General features: G+C 68.9%; 16 protein-coding genes and 1 pseudogene. 8 read left to right on the top strand and 9 right to left on the bottom strand.

Annotation, left to right across the window (positions count from 1 at the left end):
- Nucleotides 1-324: 324 nt before the first annotated feature.
- The 4 genes from fabF to IEY88_RS35680 are packed head-to-tail and all read right to left on the bottom strand — an operon-like array spanning nt 325 to nt 3,743.
- A complete protein-coding gene (gene fabF, locus IEY88_RS35695; protein WP_189159322.1) occupies nt 325-1,560 on the bottom strand; it encodes a beta-ketoacyl-ACP synthase II in 1,236 nt (411 codons plus the stop codon).
- Nucleotides 1,557-1,793 (bottom strand): acyl carrier protein, encoded by a 237-nt coding sequence (locus tag IEY88_RS35690; protein ID WP_089950824.1) that lies wholly within the window; start codon nt 1,791-1,793, stop codon nt 1,557-1,559. Before IEY88_RS35690 ends, fabF begins: the two co-directional genes overlap by 4 nt.
- Before the next feature lie 46 nt (nt 1,794-1,839).
- A complete protein-coding gene (locus IEY88_RS35685; RefSeq protein WP_189159321.1) occupies nt 1,840-2,817 on the bottom strand; it encodes a beta-ketoacyl-ACP synthase III in 978 nt (325 codons plus the stop codon).
- Nucleotides 2,814-3,743, bottom strand: coding sequence for an ACP S-malonyltransferase (locus tag IEY88_RS35680; protein ID WP_189159320.1), 930 nt, complete (start codon nt 3,741-3,743; stop codon nt 2,814-2,816). Before IEY88_RS35680 ends, IEY88_RS35685 begins: the two co-directional genes overlap by 4 nt.
- 133 nt (nt 3,744-3,876) lie before the next feature.
- On the opposite strand from IEY88_RS35680, the gene IEY88_RS45620 reads away from it, so the two are divergent.
- Nucleotides 3,877-4,062: a TraY domain-containing protein gene (locus tag IEY88_RS45620; RefSeq protein ID WP_373294252.1), complete on the top strand. Its 186-nt coding sequence runs from the start codon at nt 3,877-3,879 to the stop codon at nt 4,060-4,062.
- Here the strand turns inward: IEY88_RS45620 and IEY88_RS45615 are convergent.
- Nucleotides 3,986-4,753, bottom strand: a pseudogene (locus IEY88_RS45615) (PucR family transcriptional regulator); the annotation flags it as partial. The gene IEY88_RS45620 and the pseudogene IEY88_RS45615 sit on opposite strands and share 77 nt — an antisense overlap.
- A gap of 505 nt (nt 4,754-5,258) precedes the next feature.
- Between IEY88_RS45615 and IEY88_RS35670 the strand changes: the two are divergent.
- The 3 genes from IEY88_RS35670 (at nt 5,259) to IEY88_RS35660 (ending at nt 9,007) form a co-directional block, all read left to right on the top strand.
- Entirely contained in the window at nt 5,259-6,815 is a 1,557-nt protein-coding gene (locus IEY88_RS35670; protein WP_229694067.1) for an alpha/beta hydrolase, read from the top strand.
- A 221-nt stretch (nt 6,816-7,036) separates the two neighbouring features.
- A complete protein-coding gene (locus IEY88_RS35665) occupies nt 7,037-7,801 on the top strand; it encodes a mechanosensitive ion channel family protein (RefSeq protein WP_189159317.1) in 765 nt (254 codons plus the stop codon).
- Between the two features lie 162 nt (nt 7,802-7,963).
- On the top strand, nt 7,964-9,007 hold the full coding sequence (locus tag IEY88_RS35660; RefSeq protein WP_189159316.1) for a glucose-1-phosphate thymidylyltransferase: 1,044 nt from the start codon (nt 7,964-7,966) through the stop codon (nt 9,005-9,007).
- Here IEY88_RS35660 and IEY88_RS35655 read toward each other — a convergent pair.
- Entirely contained in the window at nt 9,004-10,047 is a 1,044-nt protein-coding gene (locus IEY88_RS35655) for a winged helix DNA-binding domain-containing protein (RefSeq protein WP_189159315.1), read from the bottom strand. The two genes, IEY88_RS35660 and IEY88_RS35655, sit on opposite strands and share 4 nt — an antisense overlap.
- Nucleotides 10,048-10,056: 9 nt before the next feature.
- On the bottom strand, nt 10,057-11,145 hold the full coding sequence (locus tag IEY88_RS35650; RefSeq protein ID WP_229694066.1) for a phytase: 1,089 nt from the start codon (nt 11,143-11,145) through the stop codon (nt 10,057-10,059).
- 66 nt (nt 11,146-11,211) lie between these two features.
- On the opposite strand from IEY88_RS35650, the gene pnuC reads away from it, so the two are divergent.
- Both pnuC and IEY88_RS35640 read left to right on the top strand, forming a co-directional pair.
- On the top strand, nt 11,212-11,823 hold the full coding sequence (gene pnuC / locus IEY88_RS35645) for a nicotinamide riboside transporter PnuC (RefSeq protein WP_189159332.1): 612 nt from the start codon (nt 11,212-11,214) through the stop codon (nt 11,821-11,823).
- Nucleotides 11,820-12,992: a M14 family metallopeptidase gene (locus IEY88_RS35640; protein WP_189159314.1), complete on the top strand. Its 1,173-nt coding sequence runs from the start codon at nt 11,820-11,822 to the stop codon at nt 12,990-12,992. Before pnuC ends, IEY88_RS35640 begins: the two co-directional genes overlap by 4 nt.
- 171 nt (nt 12,993-13,163) lie before the next feature.
- Here IEY88_RS35640 and IEY88_RS35635 read toward each other — a convergent pair whose 3' ends face one another.
- Nucleotides 13,164-13,622: a hypothetical protein gene (locus IEY88_RS35635; protein WP_189159313.1), complete on the bottom strand. Its 459-nt coding sequence runs from the start codon at nt 13,620-13,622 to the stop codon at nt 13,164-13,166.
- A gap of 189 nt (nt 13,623-13,811) precedes the next feature.
- A complete protein-coding gene (gene aceE / locus IEY88_RS35630; protein WP_189159312.1) occupies nt 13,812-16,571 on the bottom strand; it encodes a pyruvate dehydrogenase (acetyl-transferring), homodimeric type in 2,760 nt (919 codons plus the stop codon).
- 320 nt (nt 16,572-16,891) lie between these two features.
- On the opposite strand from aceE, the gene IEY88_RS35625 reads away from it, so the two are divergent.
- A complete protein-coding gene (locus tag IEY88_RS35625) occupies nt 16,892-17,323 on the top strand; it encodes a DUF3052 domain-containing protein (RefSeq protein WP_189159311.1) in 432 nt (143 codons plus the stop codon).
- 68 nt (nt 17,324-17,391) lie between these two features.
- Nucleotides 17,392-17,853, top strand: a complete 462-nt coding sequence (locus IEY88_RS35620) for a peroxiredoxin (RefSeq protein WP_189159310.1) — start codon at nt 17,392-17,394, stop codon at nt 17,851-17,853.
- Nucleotides 17,854-17,875: the final 22 nt, after the last annotated feature.

Here is a 17,875-nt window from a genome sequence, read left to right as displayed (position 1 = left end):
CGCACCGCTGCCGCCGCCGCCGCACCGCGCCGCACCGCCGCCGCACCGCTGCCGCCGCACCGGTGCCGCCGCCGCTGCACCGCCGCAGCCGCCACCGCACCGCCACCGTTGCCCGCGCCTGCCCGCCTCTGCCACCCGCCGCCATATCTCTCCGTCCCGCCCCCGTGCGGCTTCGCGGGACTGTCAGACCCGCTCTGTACGTTGGGTCGCGGGGGACGCCGAACCCAAGGGGACCCCTGCGCGAGCGCGCCCAAACCCTTGGCGGACAACACAAAGGCCCGGTCCGCACTGCGGACCGGGCCCTTGGTGTCGAGCGGAGTGGTGCTAAGCCGGCGTGAAGGCCAGGGCCACGTTGTGGCCGCCGAACCCGAACGAGTCGTTCACCGCGGCGTCGAGCTTGATCTTGCGTGGTTCGCCTGCCACCACGTCCAGCGTGACCGCTGGGTCGAGGTTCTCCAGGTTGAGCGTCTGGGGGACGATGCCGTCGCGGATCGAGAGGACCGTGATGATGGCCTCGACCGCGCCTGCTGCTCCCAGCAGGTGGCCCAGGGAACCCTTCGGGGCGGTCAGGATCGGGTGGTCGCCGATCGCCTTGCGGATTGCCACGGTTTCCGCGACGTCGCCCACCGGGGTGGAGGTGGCGTGGCAGTTCACGTGGTCCACGTCGGACGGGTCGATGCCGCCGGAGCGCAGGGCTGCTGCGATCGCTCGCGACTGGCCCACGCCCTCGGGGTCCGGCGCCGTGATGTGGTAGCCGTCGGCGCTGGTGCCGATGCCTGCCAGGCGGCCGTAGACGCGTGCGCCCCGGGCCTCTGCGAAATCGCGGCGTTCCAGGACCATGACGCCCGCGCCCTCGCCGAGGACGAAGCCGTCGCGAGCCGTGTCGAACGGGCGCGACGCCTTTTCCGGCTCGTCGTTGCGGGTGCTCATGGTTCGGGCCTGGCTGAAGCCCGCTACCGGGATGGCCGTGATGCACGCTTCGGCGCCGCCCGCGACGACCACGTCGGCTTCGCCGGACATGATCATGCGGTAGGCCCACGCGATGGCCTCTGCGCCTGACGCGCAGGCGGAGACCGGGGCGTGCACGCCCGCCTGTGCCTTCAGTTCCAGGCCCACGTGCGCGGCCGGGCCGTTCGGCATCAGCATCGGGACGGTCAGCGGCGACACCTTGCGCAGGCCGTGCTGTTCCAGGAGGTCGTCCTGGGTCAGCAGGGTGATCGCGCCGCCGATGCCCGTGCCGATGATGACGGCGAGGCGCTGGCGGTCGACGGTGTCGTCGTTGTGGCCCGCGTCGGACCACGCCTGGCGGGACGCGACGATGGCGACCTGCTCGGAGCGGTCCAGGCGGCGTGCCTCTACTCGGGGGAGCACCTCGGTCGGGTCCACCACGAGCTGCGACGCGATCTTGACGGGCAGGTCGTACTTCTCGACCCAGTCGTGGGTCATCGGACCCACGCCGCTCTTGCCCGCCAGAAGCGCGTCCCAGGTGGACGTGACATCACCACCGAGCGGGGTGGTGGCACCCAGCCCGGTGATGACGACCTCGATGCCGGAACTCACTTGTTGCTGGTGATGTAGTTCACCGCGTCACCAACGGTCTTGAGGTTGGCCAGCTCGTCGTCCGGGATCTTCACGCCGAACTTGTCCTCAGCCTGGACGGCGATCTCGACCATCGACAGCGAGTCGATGTCGAGGTCGTCCACGAAGGACTTCTCAGCGGTGACGTCGTCGGCGGCCACGCCGGCGACCTCTTCGACGATCTCGGCAAGACCGGTAAGGACGTTGTCGCTCACTGAAGTTCCCTTTCGATTGAAACGATGGAAAAACCCTGGGTGGTGCTCACGGGCACCGCACGACCTGTCCCGCGTAGGACAGGCCCGCGCCGAAACCGACCATCAGCACCACGTCTCCGGAGGAGATCTCGCCCGCGGACCTCATGTGGTCGAGCGCCATGGGGACCGAGGCCGAGGAGGTGTTGCCGGATTCGACGATGTCTCGAGCGACCTTCAGGTCCTCGCGCGCACCATTCTTGCGAAGGCGCTTGGCGATGGCCTCGATGATCCTCAGGTTGGCCTGGTGCGGGACGAAGACGTCCACGTCGGACAGTTCGACGCCCGCGAGTTCGGCGGCACGGATCGCTACCGGAGCGACCTGCGTCGTCGCCCACCGGAAGACCGTCTGGCCCTCCTGGGTGATGAACGAGTCCCGGTCGTCGATGCGGATGACCTCGGACATCGAGCCGTCCGAGCCCCACGCGACGGGGCCGATCTGGTTCTCGTCGCTCGCACCGACTACGACGGCACCGGCGCCGTCCGCGAAGATGATCGCGGTCGAGCGGTCGTCGGGGTGCATCCAGTCGGTGAGCTTCTCCGCGCCGACGACGAGGATGTTGCGCACCGTGCCCGCGCGGACGATGTCCGCGGCGGTCGCGACGGCGTAGCAGAAGCCCGCGCACGCGGCGTTCAGGTCGAACGCGGCCGCGGCCTGGATGCCGAGCCTCGTGGCGACCTGCGCGGCGGCGTTCGGGATGGTCGACGGCATCGTGCACGTCGCCACGATCACGCCGCCGATGTCGGCCGCGGTCAGACCGGCGTCCTCGATCGCCCTGGTGGCGGCCAGGACGGACATGTCGACGACACCCTCGTCCTTCGCCGCCACGTGCCGGTTGACGATGCCGACGCGCTCGCGGATCCACTCGTCCGAGGTGTCCATGCGAGCGGCGAGGTCGTGGTTGCTCACCACGGTCTCGGGCCGGTAGCTGCCGAGACCGAGGATGCGGCTACCCGCGGCTGCCTGCGGGGCCTGGAAGGTCGTCACTGATGGGCTCCAACGGTCTCGAAGAGCTCCGAGACCTTCTCCAGCTGGTCGGGGGTTTTCAGGGCGAGGGTGGCGGTGCCCTTCATCGCACGCTTGGCGAGACCCGTCAGCACGCCGGCGGGCGGCAGTTCGACCGAGCCGGTGACGCCCTTCTCGACGAACGTCGCCTGGCAGAGGTCCCAGCGCACGGGGCTCGTCACCTGGGAGACCAGGCGCGCCAGCACCTCGGCGCCCTCGGAGACGACCTGACCGTCCTTGTTGGACACCAGCGGCAGCGACGGGTCGTGCGCGGCGACTTCGGCGGCACGGGCGCGCACCGCGTCTTCCGCGGGCGCCATGTACCGGGTGTGGAACGCGCCCGCGACGGCCAGCTTGCGGATCTTCGCGGGGCCGGGCGGGTTCGCCACGAGCTCGTCGAGCGCGGAGTGCGGACCGGCCGCGACGATCTGGCCGGCGCCGTTGCGGTTGGCCGGCACGAGGCCGAGCTCCTCGAGGCGCGCGAGCACCTCCGGCTCGTCGCCACCGAGCACCGCGGCCATGCCGGTCGGCTCCAGGGCGCACGCCTCCGCCATCGCGGCACCGCGCACGGCGGCCAGGGCGACGGCGTCGTCGGCGCTGATGACGCCCGCGACCGCGGCCGCGGCGAGCTCGCCGACCGAGTGACCGCCGACGATCACGGCGGAGGGCAGTTCGAGGCGCTTGCGCAGCTCACCGAACGCGAGCACGGCGAGAGCCACGACGAGCGGCTGGGTGATCGCGGTGTCGACGATCTCGTCGGCCTCCGCGGTGGTGCCGAGGCGCACCAGGTCCAGGCCCGTGATCTCCGACCACGTGCGCACCTGCTTCTCCGCCCCCTCCAGTTCGAGCCAGGGGGTGAGCATGCCGGGCGTCTGGGACCCTTGTCCGGGCGCGAGGAGTGCGATCACGTCGATTACTAAAGCTGGTGAACCCACCGGTACCCCATGCCGTAAAGAACGAAGTACGGCGATCGTATTTGTAGAGACCCTACAAAAGTGTCGTCCAGGTGAACGCTCCACGGCTTAAGTCCAGCTCAGCGAGGTGCTAGGTCGTTTGGCCCTCACCCCAACGGATGTGTGCGAACTCCGTCACAACCGGATCGCTACCACAGCCCACGGGAGCGAGCAAGGCGTCCTACAGACAAAGCGACGCGAAGCACAAGTGCGTCTCGAGCGTCATGTGCATTTCTTCCCGTCATTTCCTGAACGCGCCGAAGGCGATATCTGACCGTGTTCGGGTGCACGAACAGCCTTTTCGCGCACGTCTCCAGCACGCCGCCGACCTCCAGGAAGGCGTCCACGGTCTCCAGCAGCGCGCCGCCCGCGTCCTCCAGCGGGCGGGCCACCCTGTCGACGAGCTGCCATTCCGCCTCCGGGTCGCCTGCCAGGGCCCGTTCCGGCAGCAGGTCGAGCGAGCGGACGGGACGGGGGGCGGCGGGCCAGCCCACGACCGCGCGCAACCCGCTCAGCGCGTCGCTGGCGCTGCGATGGGCCTCGGACAGCGACTTGACGGTCGGCCCGGCCACGACCGGGCCCTCGCCGAAGCCCTCGGCGATGCGCCCCAGCACGTCCTCGCCGGTCTCCGTCGGGCCGCCGAGCACGACGACCAGCCGTGAGCCCTGCACGGACAGCAGCACCGGACGGCCCGCACGGGCGGCCTTGCTGCGCACCGAGTAGATGATCGCGGGCGGGTCCTCCCCGCCGGGGTTGCCGACCAGGACCGTCGCCTCCAGCGCCGGGTCCCAGCCGAGCGCGGCACCGCGGGACAGCAGCGACTCCTCGGGATCGCCACGCACGATGCCGTCCACGACCAGCGCTTCCAGCCGCGCGTCCCACGCACCGCGGGCCTCGGCGGCCGCCGCGTACGAGGTGGCCGCGGAGAAGGCGATCTCCCGCCCGTACCGCAGCACGCCCTCCATCAGCAGCGCGCGCTCCGCCTCGTTCGCCGCCATCTCCGGCAGCTGCCCCTCGAACAGCTCCAGCGCGATCCGGACGAGCTCGACGGTCTGGCGCAGGCTCACCCAGCGGGAGATGTCCTTGGGGGCGCTGCGGAACGCGTCCGCGGTCAGCCGGATCGCCTGCTGCCGGTCGTGCAGCCACTCGACGAACCCGGCCACGCCGTTCTGGATCAGCAGCAGCACGCTCGCCCGCTGGTCGGCGGGCATCCGGGCGAACCACGGCAGGCGCCGCTCCATCTCGGACACGCTGGCGGTCGCGAGCGAGCCCGACGCGCGTTCGATCTTGCGCATGGTGCGGGCGGAGAGCGTCGGCGGGTGCTCCTCCTTCGCCTTGCTGCTGGTCATACCCGCAGCTTAGGCGTTCGAGCGGACATCACCGGGATGGGTGACAGAACCCATGTACCGGAATGAACGGCCATACCTTCGGGCAGCAGAGGTCATGGTCGTCCGGCGCGGAGGTTTCGTCTTGCGTAGGTTCCCGGCACTCGCCCTAGGGGTCGTCGCTCTGCTGACCGCGAGCGCGACCGCCTCCGCCGATCCACCCGATCCACTCGTCGGGTTCCACTCGCAGCCGGTCAAGTGGGCCCCGTGCGAGGGACAGCTCGCCGAGCTGGAATGCGCTGTGCTCGTCGCGCCCCTCGACTACACCAAACCGGCCGGCGACAGGATCAACCTGACGATCAGCCGCAAGAAGGCCGCGGCGGCCGATCGCCGTCGTGGCGTGCTGTTCACCAATCCGGGTGGACCCGGCGGATCTGGGCTCGGCCTGCCTCTGTTCTTCAGGAAGTCCGAGCTCGTCCAGGTCTACGACGTGATCGGCATCGACCCGCGTGGCGTCGGCGGTTCGACGGCGCTGAACTGCCGCGCCGCGCCCGCCATCGCCGCGCCGGAGTCACGGCCCGCGGACGGCGACTTCGGCAAGTGGGCCGCCGAGGCGCGCGAGGCCGAGGAGGCCTGCCAGAAGTCCGGCGGCGGAATCCGGCCGTTCATCAGCACCGCGAACACCGCGCGGGACATGGACGTCGTGCGCGCCGTGCTGGGCGAGCCGAAGATCAACTACCTGGGCTACTCCTACGGCACGTACCTGGGCGCGGTGTACGGGACGCTGTTCCCGCACCGGCTCGACCGCAGCGTGCTCGACTCGGCCGTGCACCCGGAGTGGATCTGGCACGAGCAGTTCCGCCAGCAGGCCATCGCCTACCGCAAGGACGTCGAGACGTGGGCGTCGTGGGTGGGGGAGCGCAACGAGAAGTTCGGACTGGGCAAGTCGCGTGACGAGGTGCTGGCCGAGGTCGAGAAGGTCGCCGCGAAGCTGCACGCGACGCCGGTCGGCGAGCACAACCGTTCCTCCTTCGACGGCGCGATGGGCGTCGGTGCCCGCTACCGTCCGCTGTGGTCGGACCTGGCGTCGATCGTGACCAAGCTGCGGTCGGGGGAGGAGGTGGCGAACGCCGAGGGCGCCAAGGCGGGCCAGGTGCTCGCGAGGACCGGTCTGGACGAACTGCGGTCGGGCGTCTTCGACACCGTCACCTGCGAGTCGGACTGGCCGACCGACCTGCACAACTACTACGAGGACATGCGGATGTTCCGCGATCGCTACCCGTACGGCTTCGGCATCGTGCGGGCCGCGCCCATGACGTGCACGTTCCGCTCGTTCACGCCGCCGGAGCCGCCGGTCAAGATCGGGCGCAACGGTTACCCGGTCGGCGTCGTCGTGCAGTCCGAGGGCGACACGCAGACCCAGTACGCGAGCGGACCGGCGATGGCGCGGCGCCTCGGGCACAACCTGATCACCGTCACGGACGAGGGCAAGCACGGCCTCTACAACGGTGGCAACAAGTGCGTCGACGACAAGGTCAACCGGTACCTCATCGACGGAGGGCTGCCGGGCAGCAGTTCCGAGTGCACCGGCGACCCCAGGCCCGAGGTGCCGAAGGACGGTCAGGCAGGCGCCGCGCCGGCGTTGTCAGCTGAGGGGATGAAGGCTTACCTGGATGGCCGCGGCTTCTCCGCAAGGCCTTGAGTCCGGGGCCGGGAAATGTGGAAGCGCCCGCCACGGAGCGTGGCGGGCGCTTCCCTCTCCCCGGTCCCCACCGGTAGTTCCACTCTGGACTGTATTGCGACAAAAATCCACGTCAGCCACCCTTTCGTGTAGCAGTGTCGAAGTTGTGGAGCGGTGTGATCCACGAAACGATCACGGCGTCTGATCTTCACTCACCGCAACTTTTGTTCATTGGAGGGCCCGTGGGCTCGCAAATCACCGAGGGCCTGGGCCAGGCGTGGGCGATGGTCGCCACGTTCGTGCCGAAGCTGCTCGGCTTCCTGCTCGTCCTGGTCATCGGCTGGTTCATCGCCAAGGCTCTCGCCAAGGGCGTCCAGTTCCTGCTCAAGCGCGTCGGCTTCGAGAAGCTCGTCGACAAGTCGGGCCTCAACAGCGCGATGCGCCAGTCGTCGATGGACGCGTCCGGCCTGATCGCCAAGATCGTCTACTACTTCGTGCTGCTCATCGCGCTGCAGCTGGCGTTCGGCGTCTTCGGCGCCTCGAACCCGGTCAGCACGCTGCTCAACGAGGTCATCGCGTACCTGCCGCGGATCGTCGTCGCGATCGTGCTCGTGATCGTCGCGTCGGCCATCGGCACCGCGCTCAAGGGTCTCGTCACCGGTGCGCTGGGTCAGCGCTCGTACACGAAGCTCATGGGCAACATCACCTACGGCTTCGTGATGGCGCTCGGCATCATCGCGGCCCTCAACCAGCTGGGCATCGCGATCTCGGTGACCATGCCGGTCCTGATCGCCGTGCTCGCCACCGTCGCCGGCGTCGTCATCATCGGCGTGGGTGGCGGCCTGGTCCGCCCGATGCAGCAGCGCTGGGAGGGCTGGCTGACCCGCGTGCAGGACGAGGCGCAGGCCCAGTCCCCGATGCCGCGCGCGTCCCAGGAGATGCCCCAGACCGTGGGTGGGCGCATGGGTGACGCGCCGACGCCGCCGTCGGGCACTCCCATGAGCTAGTGGTTCCAACTTGAGTTAGAGGTTCTAACTTGCAAGAGGGGGTCCTGCGCAAACATCGCGCGCAGGGCCCCTTCTTGGTGTTCTGGGGGTTCTCCAGTTTCCGTCCACCGCCCGGACGGAGTCTCGTCTCCACCCGAACTGTTCCGTCGCGGTGGAGGACCTATGAAAGCCCTTGTGCTGTCCGCGGGCGTACGCCCGGCCGGATACTCGCTGCCTCGACAGATCGTCCCCATCGCGAACAAGCCGGTGCTCGAGTACGTCGTGGAGAACCTGCGGGACGTCGGCATCACCGAGATCGGCATCGTCGTCGACGAGGGGGCGCAGGAGATCTCCGAGCTGTTCGGCGACGGCTCCTACCTGGGTGTCTCGATCACCTACATCCAGCAGGACGTGCCGCTGGGCCTCGCGCACTGCGTGCGGATCGCCCGGCCGTTCCTCGGTGACGACGACTTCGTGATGTACATGGGCGACAACGTGCTCGTCGAGGGCATCGGCCAGATCGCCGACGAGTTCGCCCGGCTGCGGCCGTCCGCCCAGGTGCTGGTGGACAAGGTCGAGGACCCGCGGCTCTACGGCGTCGCGGAGGTGGACGAGAACTCGCGCGTGACGCGGCTGATCGAGCACCCGCAGGAACCGCGCAGCGACCTCGCGATGATCGGCGTCTACTTCTTCACCCCCGCGATCCACACCGCCGTCGACGCGATCGAGCCGTCATGGCGCGGCGAGTTCGAGATCACGGACGCACTGCAGTGGCTGGTGACGCACGAACGCGATGTGCGGGCACGGATGTACTCGGGGTTCTGGAAGGACACCGGGAAGGTCGAGGACGTGCTGGAGTGCAACCGCGAGCTGCTGATGGGCCTGCGGGGCGACATCCAGGGCATCGTCGACGACGAGTCACGGCTGATCGGTGACGTCGTGGTCGAGGAGGGTGCGCGCGTGGTGCGGTCGTGCATCGTCGGGCCCGCGATCATCGGCGCCGGGACGCTGGTCGAGGAGTCGATCATCGGCCCGTACACGTCGATCGGCGCGGACTGCCGGATCATCGAGTCCGGGGTGGCCGACTCGATCGTGCTCAACGAGGCCTCCGTGCACAACGTCTCGGGCATCGAGACGTCGTTGATCGGGCGCCGGGCCCGCGTCGGCTCGGCGCGCCAGCACCGGCTCGTCGTCGGTGACGGCGCGCACGTGGACGTCGCCGCCTAGGTCGCGTTGATCCAGTCCTGAAGGCGGTCGCACTCCTCGGCGACCGCCTTCTGCCTGCTCTTCGGCTGTGCGTCGATGTAGTCGACGGTGATGGCGCGGTCCTTGGTGACGGCCCAGGTGGCGACGACGAAGCCGTCGACGAGGACCGTGGGCTTGCCGCCGATGACGACGCCGAGCCGGTCGTCCGCGATGACCCTGCGCCGGTCGGAGTGGGCGAGCAGGACGTTGTCGAACTCGGGCAGCAGCCGGACCGGGACAGGGGTCTCCGGGTCGGGGCGCGGGGCGTCGGGGAGGTCGAAGAGCTCCTTGCCGGCCTCGTTGCGGAACGTCACGAGCCGCGGGCGCAGGGCGTTGAACGTCTCGGTGAGCTTGGTGAGACCGGACCACTGCTGGGCGTCCATGACGGTGGCCGGGCCGAACGCCCCGAGGTAGCGCAGGACGAGCTCTTCCTTGTCCATGGCCTGTTGTGGTGCGCCGAGCCAGTTCTCGACGGTCGTGCAGATCGCCCGGCCGCTGCTGTGCCACAGGCCGCGCGGCGGCAGTTGGACGAGCGCGAGCTTGTTGCGCAGCGCGTTGCCGAGGACCGTGTGCTCGCGGTCGGGCCAGCGTTCCTTGAGCTGCTTGCCGGCCTCGGCGGTACCCTGCGGGGTGTCGTCGAGGATCTTGCGGCCCGCTTCGGCGATCTCGTCGAAGTCGAGTCCCCTGAGCCGGGCGGCGAACGGGCCGCTCCGCAGCTCGCGGTCGAGCTTGAGCTGGGTGTGGGGACGCAGGCCGAGCGCGTCCCGTGCGCTGACCAGGTGGATCGTGCCGCGCATGAGCAGGATGCGGACGGCCTCCCGGTTGGTCAGGAGGGCTTCGAGCTCCTGCGGACGGAAGTCCCGCAGCCGCGTCCAGAGGCCTACATAGGGCGACTTCGGTTCCTGCGCCTGGATGCCGAAGAGGTGCTCGATGGTGGCGAGCGCGCTCCGGTCGGCGCGCTCGCGCAGCATCTGGCGTTCGATCAGCGCCCGGTTGAGGGCGTTCAGGCTCAGGATCCCCATAGGGTCAGACTAGAACCTGATGAACGCGAACCCGGTGCCGTCGGGACGTTCTCCGTCGTGGACGACGAGGAGGTTGAGCTTGCCCAGCACGATGTCGGCACCGTCGGAGTGCTCGACGTCCTTGACGCGGAAGTCCTTCAGCGGCTTCATGTCGGCCTTGCGGTAGGCCACGAACCGCGAGTCGCCCTGGCTGGAGGCGAGCAGCACGTCGTTCGCGATCGTGAGGCCCTCGGCGTCGGCTTCGAGCCACTTGCCGCCGAAACCGGGGTTCGGGCCGTCGGCCTCGCACTCCTCGGTTTCAGGGTTGAACTTCTGCGGCGCACCCCAAGTGCGGACCTTGTCCACGAGCTGTGGCTTGCCGAAGCCATTGATGCGCAACGGGATGCGCCAGATGCCGACGTCCTCCTGAGCGGCGTACAGGGTGTTGGTGCTTTCGTCGATCACCATGCCCTCGACCTGCGGGCCCTCACCGGGCTCGCCGCACACCGTCCACTTCTGGCCGTTCGGGAGGGTGAAGGTGCTCGGGAGGTCCAAAGTGGACACCTTCTTGGTGTCGTACCTGGGACCCTTCACGACCTGCAGGAGCGCGATGCTGGTCTCGTTGCGGCGGCTGGTGACGACGACGTCCCTGCCGTTGATCCGACCGGCGGCCAGGCCGTACGCGGTGTGCTGCTCGTCGACCTCGGCCTCGGTCTTGCTGAACACCGGCTTCGCGGCGGGGCTCGTGACGTCCCTCGCGCCGTGTTCGTCCACTTGGAACACCCGGATGCGGTCACGGCCGCGGTCGCTGACGAACGCCAGGTCGCCGAGGACGTCGACGTTGTTGAAGCGGCCGGGCTTCGCGTCCGGAGTCGGGGGCAGCGGCGCCGGGTAGACGCCGATCGTGCGGCCGTTCAGGTCGAACGCCGCCAAGCCACCCTCCTTCAGCGTGCCCAGGACCACACTGCGTTCGGTGTTGCGCGGGTTCACCCAGATGGCCGGGTCGTCCGCGTCGGCGGGCTCCTCGAACGTCTGCGTGACGACCGTCGGTGTGATGACGGGCATCGCCGGCGCGGAGAGGAACAAAGGCACGAGCGCGAGTGCTAAGGAAGATGACATGGTGGGACCGTAGGAAACACCGGTGTACTGCGACTGAACCGCGGGGGAACAACCGTGTGGTACGAGATGGGACTGACGATCTTCGGGCAGAAGATCGCGTACACGGAGCTGGTCGGGCAGGTGCTGGCGCTCGCGGTGGTGTTCCTCGCGCAGCGCCGTTCACTCTTGACCTGGCCCGTTCAGCTGGTCTCGGTCGCGATGCTCTTCACGGTCTACATGTCGGCGCACCTCGGCGGCCTCGCCACCCGTCAGGTCGCCGTTGGTGCGATCGCCGTCTACGGCTGGTACGCCTGGGCGCGCCGGCGTGACCCGGTCTTCGGCGTGGTGGTGCGCAAGGGTTCCCGGCGCGAACGCATCGCCGTCGTGGGGGCGTTCGTCGTCGGCACCGTCGCGTTCGCGCTGGTGCTGGACGCACTGGACGCCTCGTGGGCGCCGTGGCCGGACGCCGCCATCTTCATCGGCACGATCCTCGCCTTCGCCCTGCAGGGCCTGGGGCTCGTGGAGTTCTGGCTGGTGTGGCTGGTGGTCGACGCCGTCGGCGTGCCGCTGCAGATCCAGTCGGGCCTGTACTTCAGCGCGTTCGTCTACGTGATCTTCGCGGGCCTGGTGGTCCACGGTTTCCTCGACTGGAACCGCACCGCCCGCCGGTTGACACAGGCGGCAAAGTCTCCTCTATGAGGGGACTGTTGATCGCTCTGCTGACCGCTGTCTCGTCGCTGGTAGCTGTTCCGGCCGTCGCCGCACCACCTCCGCGCACCGGATTCGAGCTCACCGGCAAGTGGACCACCGAGGCCGACGAACAGGCCTACCTGCGCGCCACCGGCCTCCCCGTCTCGGAGATCGGCGTCACCGCCCAGGGCCGCCCGATCCAGCTCGTGCGCGTGGGCTCCCGCACCGCGCGCACGGTGGTTCTCTTCATCTGCTCCCAGCACGGCGACGAACCCGCCGGCCGCGAGGCGTGCCTGATCCGCATGCGCTCCTTGCCGCGCTCGTCCAGCACGACCTACCTCTTCGTGCCGAACGCCAACCCGGACGGCCGGGTCGCCGACACCCGCGGCAACTCCGCCGGCATCGACATCAACCGCGACCACCTGCTCCTGCGCTCCGCCGAGGCCCGCGCGATGGCCGCGGTGATCCGCGACTGGCAGCCCGACGTCATCCACGACCTGCACGAGTTCGGCCCGTCGGCGCCCTACTACGTGAAGGACGTCCTCTGGCTGTGGCCGCGCAACCTCAACGTCGCTGACGGCGTGCACGACCTGTCCGAGTCGCTCTCACGCTCGTACGTCCGGCCGTCGGTCGAGGCCGCTGGCCGTACTTCGGGCGTCTACGGCATCTACGTCGACCCGGTGACCGGTGAGCCCGTCCGCCAGGTGGCAGGCGACGGCCAGGAGCGCATCCTCCGCAACACGGGCGGGTTGAAGCACGGCATGGGCCTGCTGGTGGAGACCAACGTCGACGGCACCCCGGCGTACCGCGTCGAGTCGCACCTGCTCGCCCTGGACGGCACCCAGTCGTTCGTCGGCTCGAACCGCCCGGCGATCGAGGCCGCGAACGCCGCCTCCCGTGCGGTCCGGTCCGGCCCGATCTACTTCGGGGGCGCCGACAACCAGGCACCGGATCCGTCGGACGTGGTGGCCACGCCGCCGTGCGGTTACGTGCTGACCGGTGCCCAGTACGCCGAGGTGCGGGACGAACTCGCGTTGCACGGCGTCCAGTCCCAGTACCTGCGTGGCGGTGATCGGATCGTGCCGCTGAAGCAGGAGGCGCGGGCCCTGGTTCCGCTGCTGCTGGACGCTCGAGCGGACGGCCCGCTCCTTCACGCGCAGCCCGTCGCGCAGTGTTGAACGAACTGATATATCGGCCGAACTGATATATCGGTTGCTCTGACCAGGGCCTTAGCAATGGGACTTTTGACTTCGTCCGCAAAAGACTCATTGCCAAGGCCTTCGCGCCTGATCCGATGGCCTGCCGCCACGGCTACGGCGGCGCTGTCACCGCCGCCGCGCTGTGAAGTGCTACGGGCGCCAGACCTCGCGCTCCGGGATCGCGTCCCTGGTGACGTTCACGCCGGGGTTGCACGTCTGCTCCGGGTTCTGCGACTGGCAGACCTGGATCTTGAGGCGGTCGAAGCCCCCGACCTTGTCGGGATCCCCGATCGGGAAGTTGAACGGCACGTTCTCGCCCGGCGACGCGGTCCGGGTGTCGCTGTCGACCTTCGTGGCGCCGGCGTAGGCGGTGAAGACCACGGTCGTGGAGTTGACGCCGCCGAAGTCCTCGACGTAGCCCCTGAGGTTGCTGGTGCGGTTGCCCCAGGTGATCGCGCCGACGCTCACCCCGGCCGCGAACTTGTCGGTCACGTCCCAGGTGTCGTTGGGCCACGCGCTCGCCTGGGCCTGGCCCGTCACGACGACCGGCAGCGCCAGCGCGACCGCGACGGCCGCCCCCGCGACCCGTCTGGTCAGTGATGCGTTCATGATCTGCTCCCCTTCGATCAACACTCCGACACGTGGAGTGACAGGGAGAGCACGCTCCGGCAGTCGGGTCGGATGCCTGCGGGCGCCGGGATCACCCAAATGCATCAACGAACAGACTGAGGGGCCGTCCCGCACGGTGGCGGAACGGCCCCTCAGATCGCCTCACAGCGCCTTGATCGGCCTCTGGGACTACGCGAGGCCCGCGTCGCCCGTGGACGGGCCAGCGGCCTGCACGTCGTCGATGCGGTACTTGCGGGCCGCCTCGACGACCTTCGCCTGCTCGACCTCGCCGCGCCTGGCCAGTGCGGCCAGCGTGGCGACGACGACGGACTCCGCGTCCACCAGGAAGTGGCGGCGGGCGGCCGGGCGGGTGTCGGAGAAGCCGAAGCCGTCCGTGCCCAGGGTCGTCATGTCGGTCGGGACGTACGGGCGGATCAGGTCCGGGATCGCCGACGCCCAGTCGGACACGGCGACGACCGGGCCCTGCACGTCCTTCAACACCTGCGTCACGTACGGCACGCGCGGCTCGGCGTCCGGGTGCAGCAGGTTGTGGCGGTCGGTGTCGACGGCGTCGCGGCGCAGCTCCGAGTACGACGTGGCGGACCACACGTCCGCGGAGACACCCCACTCCTCGGCGAGCATCTTCTGGGCCTTGAGAGCCCACGGGAGGCCGACACCCGAGCCGAGGATCTGGGCACGGGGGCCACCGGTCCGCGGGCCGTCCTGGTACTTGTAGAGGCCCTGCAGGAGGCCTTCCACGTCCAGGCCCTCCGGCTCGGCCGGCTGCACGTACGGCTCGTTGTAGACCGTCATGTAGTAGAAGATGTTCTCGGCGTTCTCGCCGTACATCCTGCGCAGACCGTCCTTGACGATGTGCGCCACCTCGAACGACCACGCCGGGTCGTACGAGACGACGGCCGGGTTCGTGTGCGCCAGCAGCAGCGAGTGGCCGTCGGCGTGCTGCAGGCCCTCACCGGTCAGCGTGGTGCGGCCCGCCGTGGCACCGAGCACGAAGCCGCGCGCCATCTGGTCCGCCGCCGCCCACAGGCCGTCGCCCGTGCGCTGGAAGCCGAACATCGAGTAGAAGATGTAGATCGGGATCATCGGCTCGCCCTGCGTGGCGTAGGACGTGCCGACCGCCGTGAACGACGCCGTGGAACCCGCCTCGTTGATGCCCTCGTGCAGGATCTGGCCCTGCTCGGACTCCTTGTAGGCGAGCATCAGGTTCGCGTCCACCGAGGTGTACGCCTGGCCGTTCGGGTTGTAGATCTTCTGCGTCGGGAACATGGAGTCCATGCCGAACGTTCGTGCCTCGTCCGGGATGATCGGCACGATGCGCGGGCCGATCTCCGGGTCCTTCGCGAGGTCGCGGACGAGCCGGACGAACGCCATCGTCGTGGCGACCTCCTGCTTGCCGGAGCCGCGCTTGATGCCGTCGTAGACCTTGTCGCCCGGCAGCACGAGCGCCTTGGACTTCGTGCGGCGCTCCGGCAGGAAGCCACCCAGCTGACGGCGGCGCTCCAGCATGTACTGGATCTCCTGGTTGTCCTGCCCGGGGTGGTAGTACGGCGGCAGGTACGGGTCCTTCTCGAGCACTTCGTCGGAGATCGGGATGCGCAGGCTGTCCCGGAAGCCCTTGAGGTCCTCCAGGGTCATCTTCTTCATCTGGTGCGTCGCGTTGCGCGCCGCGAAGTGCTTGCCGAGCGAGTAGCCCTTGATGGTCTTCGCGAGGATGACGGTCGGCTGACCGACCGTCTCGGTCGCCGCCTTGTAGGCCGCGTAGACCTTGCGGTAGTCGTGGCCGCCGCGCTTGAGGTTCCACACCTCGTCGTCGGTCATCGGGTCGACGAGCGCCTTCGTCCGCGGGTCGCGGCCGAAGAAGTGCTCCTTGATGTACGCGCCGTCGTTCGCCTTGTACGTCTGGTAGTCGCCGTCCGGCGTGTTGTTCATCAGGTTGACGAGCGCGCCGTCGCGGTCGGCGTGCAGCAGCGCGTCCCACTCGCGGCCCCAGACGACCTTGATGACGTTCCAGCCGGCACCGCGGAAGAACGACTCCAGCTCCTGGATGATCTTGCCGTTGCCGCGCACCGGGCCGTCGAGGCGCTGCAGGTTGCAGTTGACCACGAACGTCAGGTTGTCGAGCTGCTCGTTCGCGGCGAGCTGCAGCAGGCCGCGCGACTCGGGCTCGTCCATCTCACCGTCGCCGAGGAACGCCCACACGTGCTGGTCGGACGTGTCCTTGATGCCGCGGTCACGCAGGTAGCGGTTGAACCGAGCCTGGTAGATCGCGTTCATCGGGCCGATGCCCATGGAGACCGTGGGGAACTCCCAGAAGTCCGGCATGAGGCGCGGGTGCGGGTACGACGGCAGGCCGCCGCCCGGTCCGGCGTGCGAGTACTCCTGGCGGAAGCCGTCGAGCTGGTGCTCGGACAGGCGGCCCTCGAGGAACGCGCGGGCGTAGACACCGGGGGAGGCGTGACCCTGGATGAAGATCTGGTCGCCGCCACCGGGGTGGTTCTTGCCGCGGAAGAAGTGGTTGAAGCCGACCTCGTAGAGCGACGCGCTGGACGCGTACGTCGAAATGTGTCCACCGACACCCACGCCGGGTCGCTGCGCGCGGTGCACCGTCATCGCGGCGTTCCAGCGGATCCACGCACGGTAACGACGCTCCACCTCCTCATCACCGGGGAACCACGGCTCCCGCTCAGTGGGGATGGTGTTGACGTAGTCGGTGCTGATCAGCGAGGGCACACCGACGTGGCTCTCACCAGCGCGTTCGAGCAGACGAAGCATCAGGTAACGCGCCCGCTGCTGGCCGCCGCCCTTGAGCACCTCGTCGAACGACTCGAGCCATTCCGAGGTCTCCTCGGGGTCGATGTCCGGCAGGTGCGCTGCCAGACCGTCGCGAATGACACGCACCCGCTCGGGGCCGGTGTTCTGCGGGCTCAAGGTGTCTCCTCGGCTTCGTTGGCGGTACTTCGCGCTGGCCCGGCAACCGTGCCACGCGTTCCTATCGTTGTCCTTGCGCGACGACTTCGTCATCGCTACCGGTCGGTAGTTCTGGATCGTGTCGCTCACGCGCGCGCGATAAGAGGTATGTAGAGCGTGCCTCATGCCAGTGTAGGTGTCTTCACAGGGGTGCCCGTTCCGGCGTGTCAAGTGGTCAACAGTTGCGCCGGAGGTAGCTGACAGTGTTCGCTAGCCCGAGTAACGGACTCTGGCGGCAGTCTTAGGGCTGTCGCTCTTGCGTAGTTGGAGGAGTGAAAACCGTGGTCGCCGCGGAAGACGCCGGCAAGCTCGGCGTCGCCGACAAGCTCGGGATCGAATCAGGCATGGTCGTCCAGGAACTCGGCTGGGACGAGGACGTTGACGACGCCTTGCGTGCCGCTGTCGAGGAGCGAATCGGGGGCGACCTCCTCGACGAGGATGCCGACGAGACGGTGAGCGTCGTCCTGCTCTGGTGGCGAGAGGACGACGGCGACCTGGTCGACGCCCTCCTCGAGGCCACCGGCGTGCTCGCAGAGGACGGCGTGATCTGGGTTCTCACCCCGAAGACCGGCCGCCCCGGCCATGTGGAGCCTTCGGACGTCGCCGAGGCCGTGCCCACCGCCGGCCTGTCGCAGACCTCCAACATCAGCGTCGCCGACGACTGGGCGGGCATCCGCCTGGTGTGGCCGAAGTCGGCCAAGGCCAAGCGCTGAGGTCTCGCATAGGGTTGCCCCGCGGGCGTTGACGCGTCCGTGGGTCCTGTGTGCGGCTGGAGGGGTTCATGGCGGTCGTCGGTTCGGAAGCCCCGGACTTCACCTTGAACGACTACAACAAGCAACCTGTGACGTTGTCGTCGTTCCGAGGCTCACGGTCCGTGCTCCTGGTCTTCTACCCGTTCGCGTTCAGCGGCACCTGCCGGGGCGAGCTCTGCCAGCTGCAAGACGAACTGGCTGTCTACGAGGACGCGGCCGTGCAGGTGCTGGGCGTGTCCGTGGACACGCCGTTCGCGCTGAAGGCGTGGGCGAACCAGGAGGGCTACCAGTTCCCGCTGCTGTCGGACTTCTGGCCGCACGGGGCTGTGGCGCAGTCGTACGGGGTGTTCAACTCCGCTTCGGGGATGGCGGTGCGGGGGACGTTCCTGGTGGATCTCGCCGGTGTGGTGCGGTTCGCCGAGGTGAACTCGCCTGGGGAGGCTCGGGATCAGTCGGGCTGGAAGAAGGCCGTCGCCTCGCTTCGGGCATGATGTAGTTGTGGCCCTGCGCCTT

The organism is Lentzea pudingi (assembly GCF_014646255.1).
Taxonomy (GTDB): domain Bacteria; phylum Actinomycetota; class Actinomycetes; order Mycobacteriales; family Pseudonocardiaceae; genus Lentzea; species Lentzea pudingi.
Note: the sequence above shows the minus strand (reverse complement) of the source record. Positions and strands in the feature narration are given on the sequence as shown.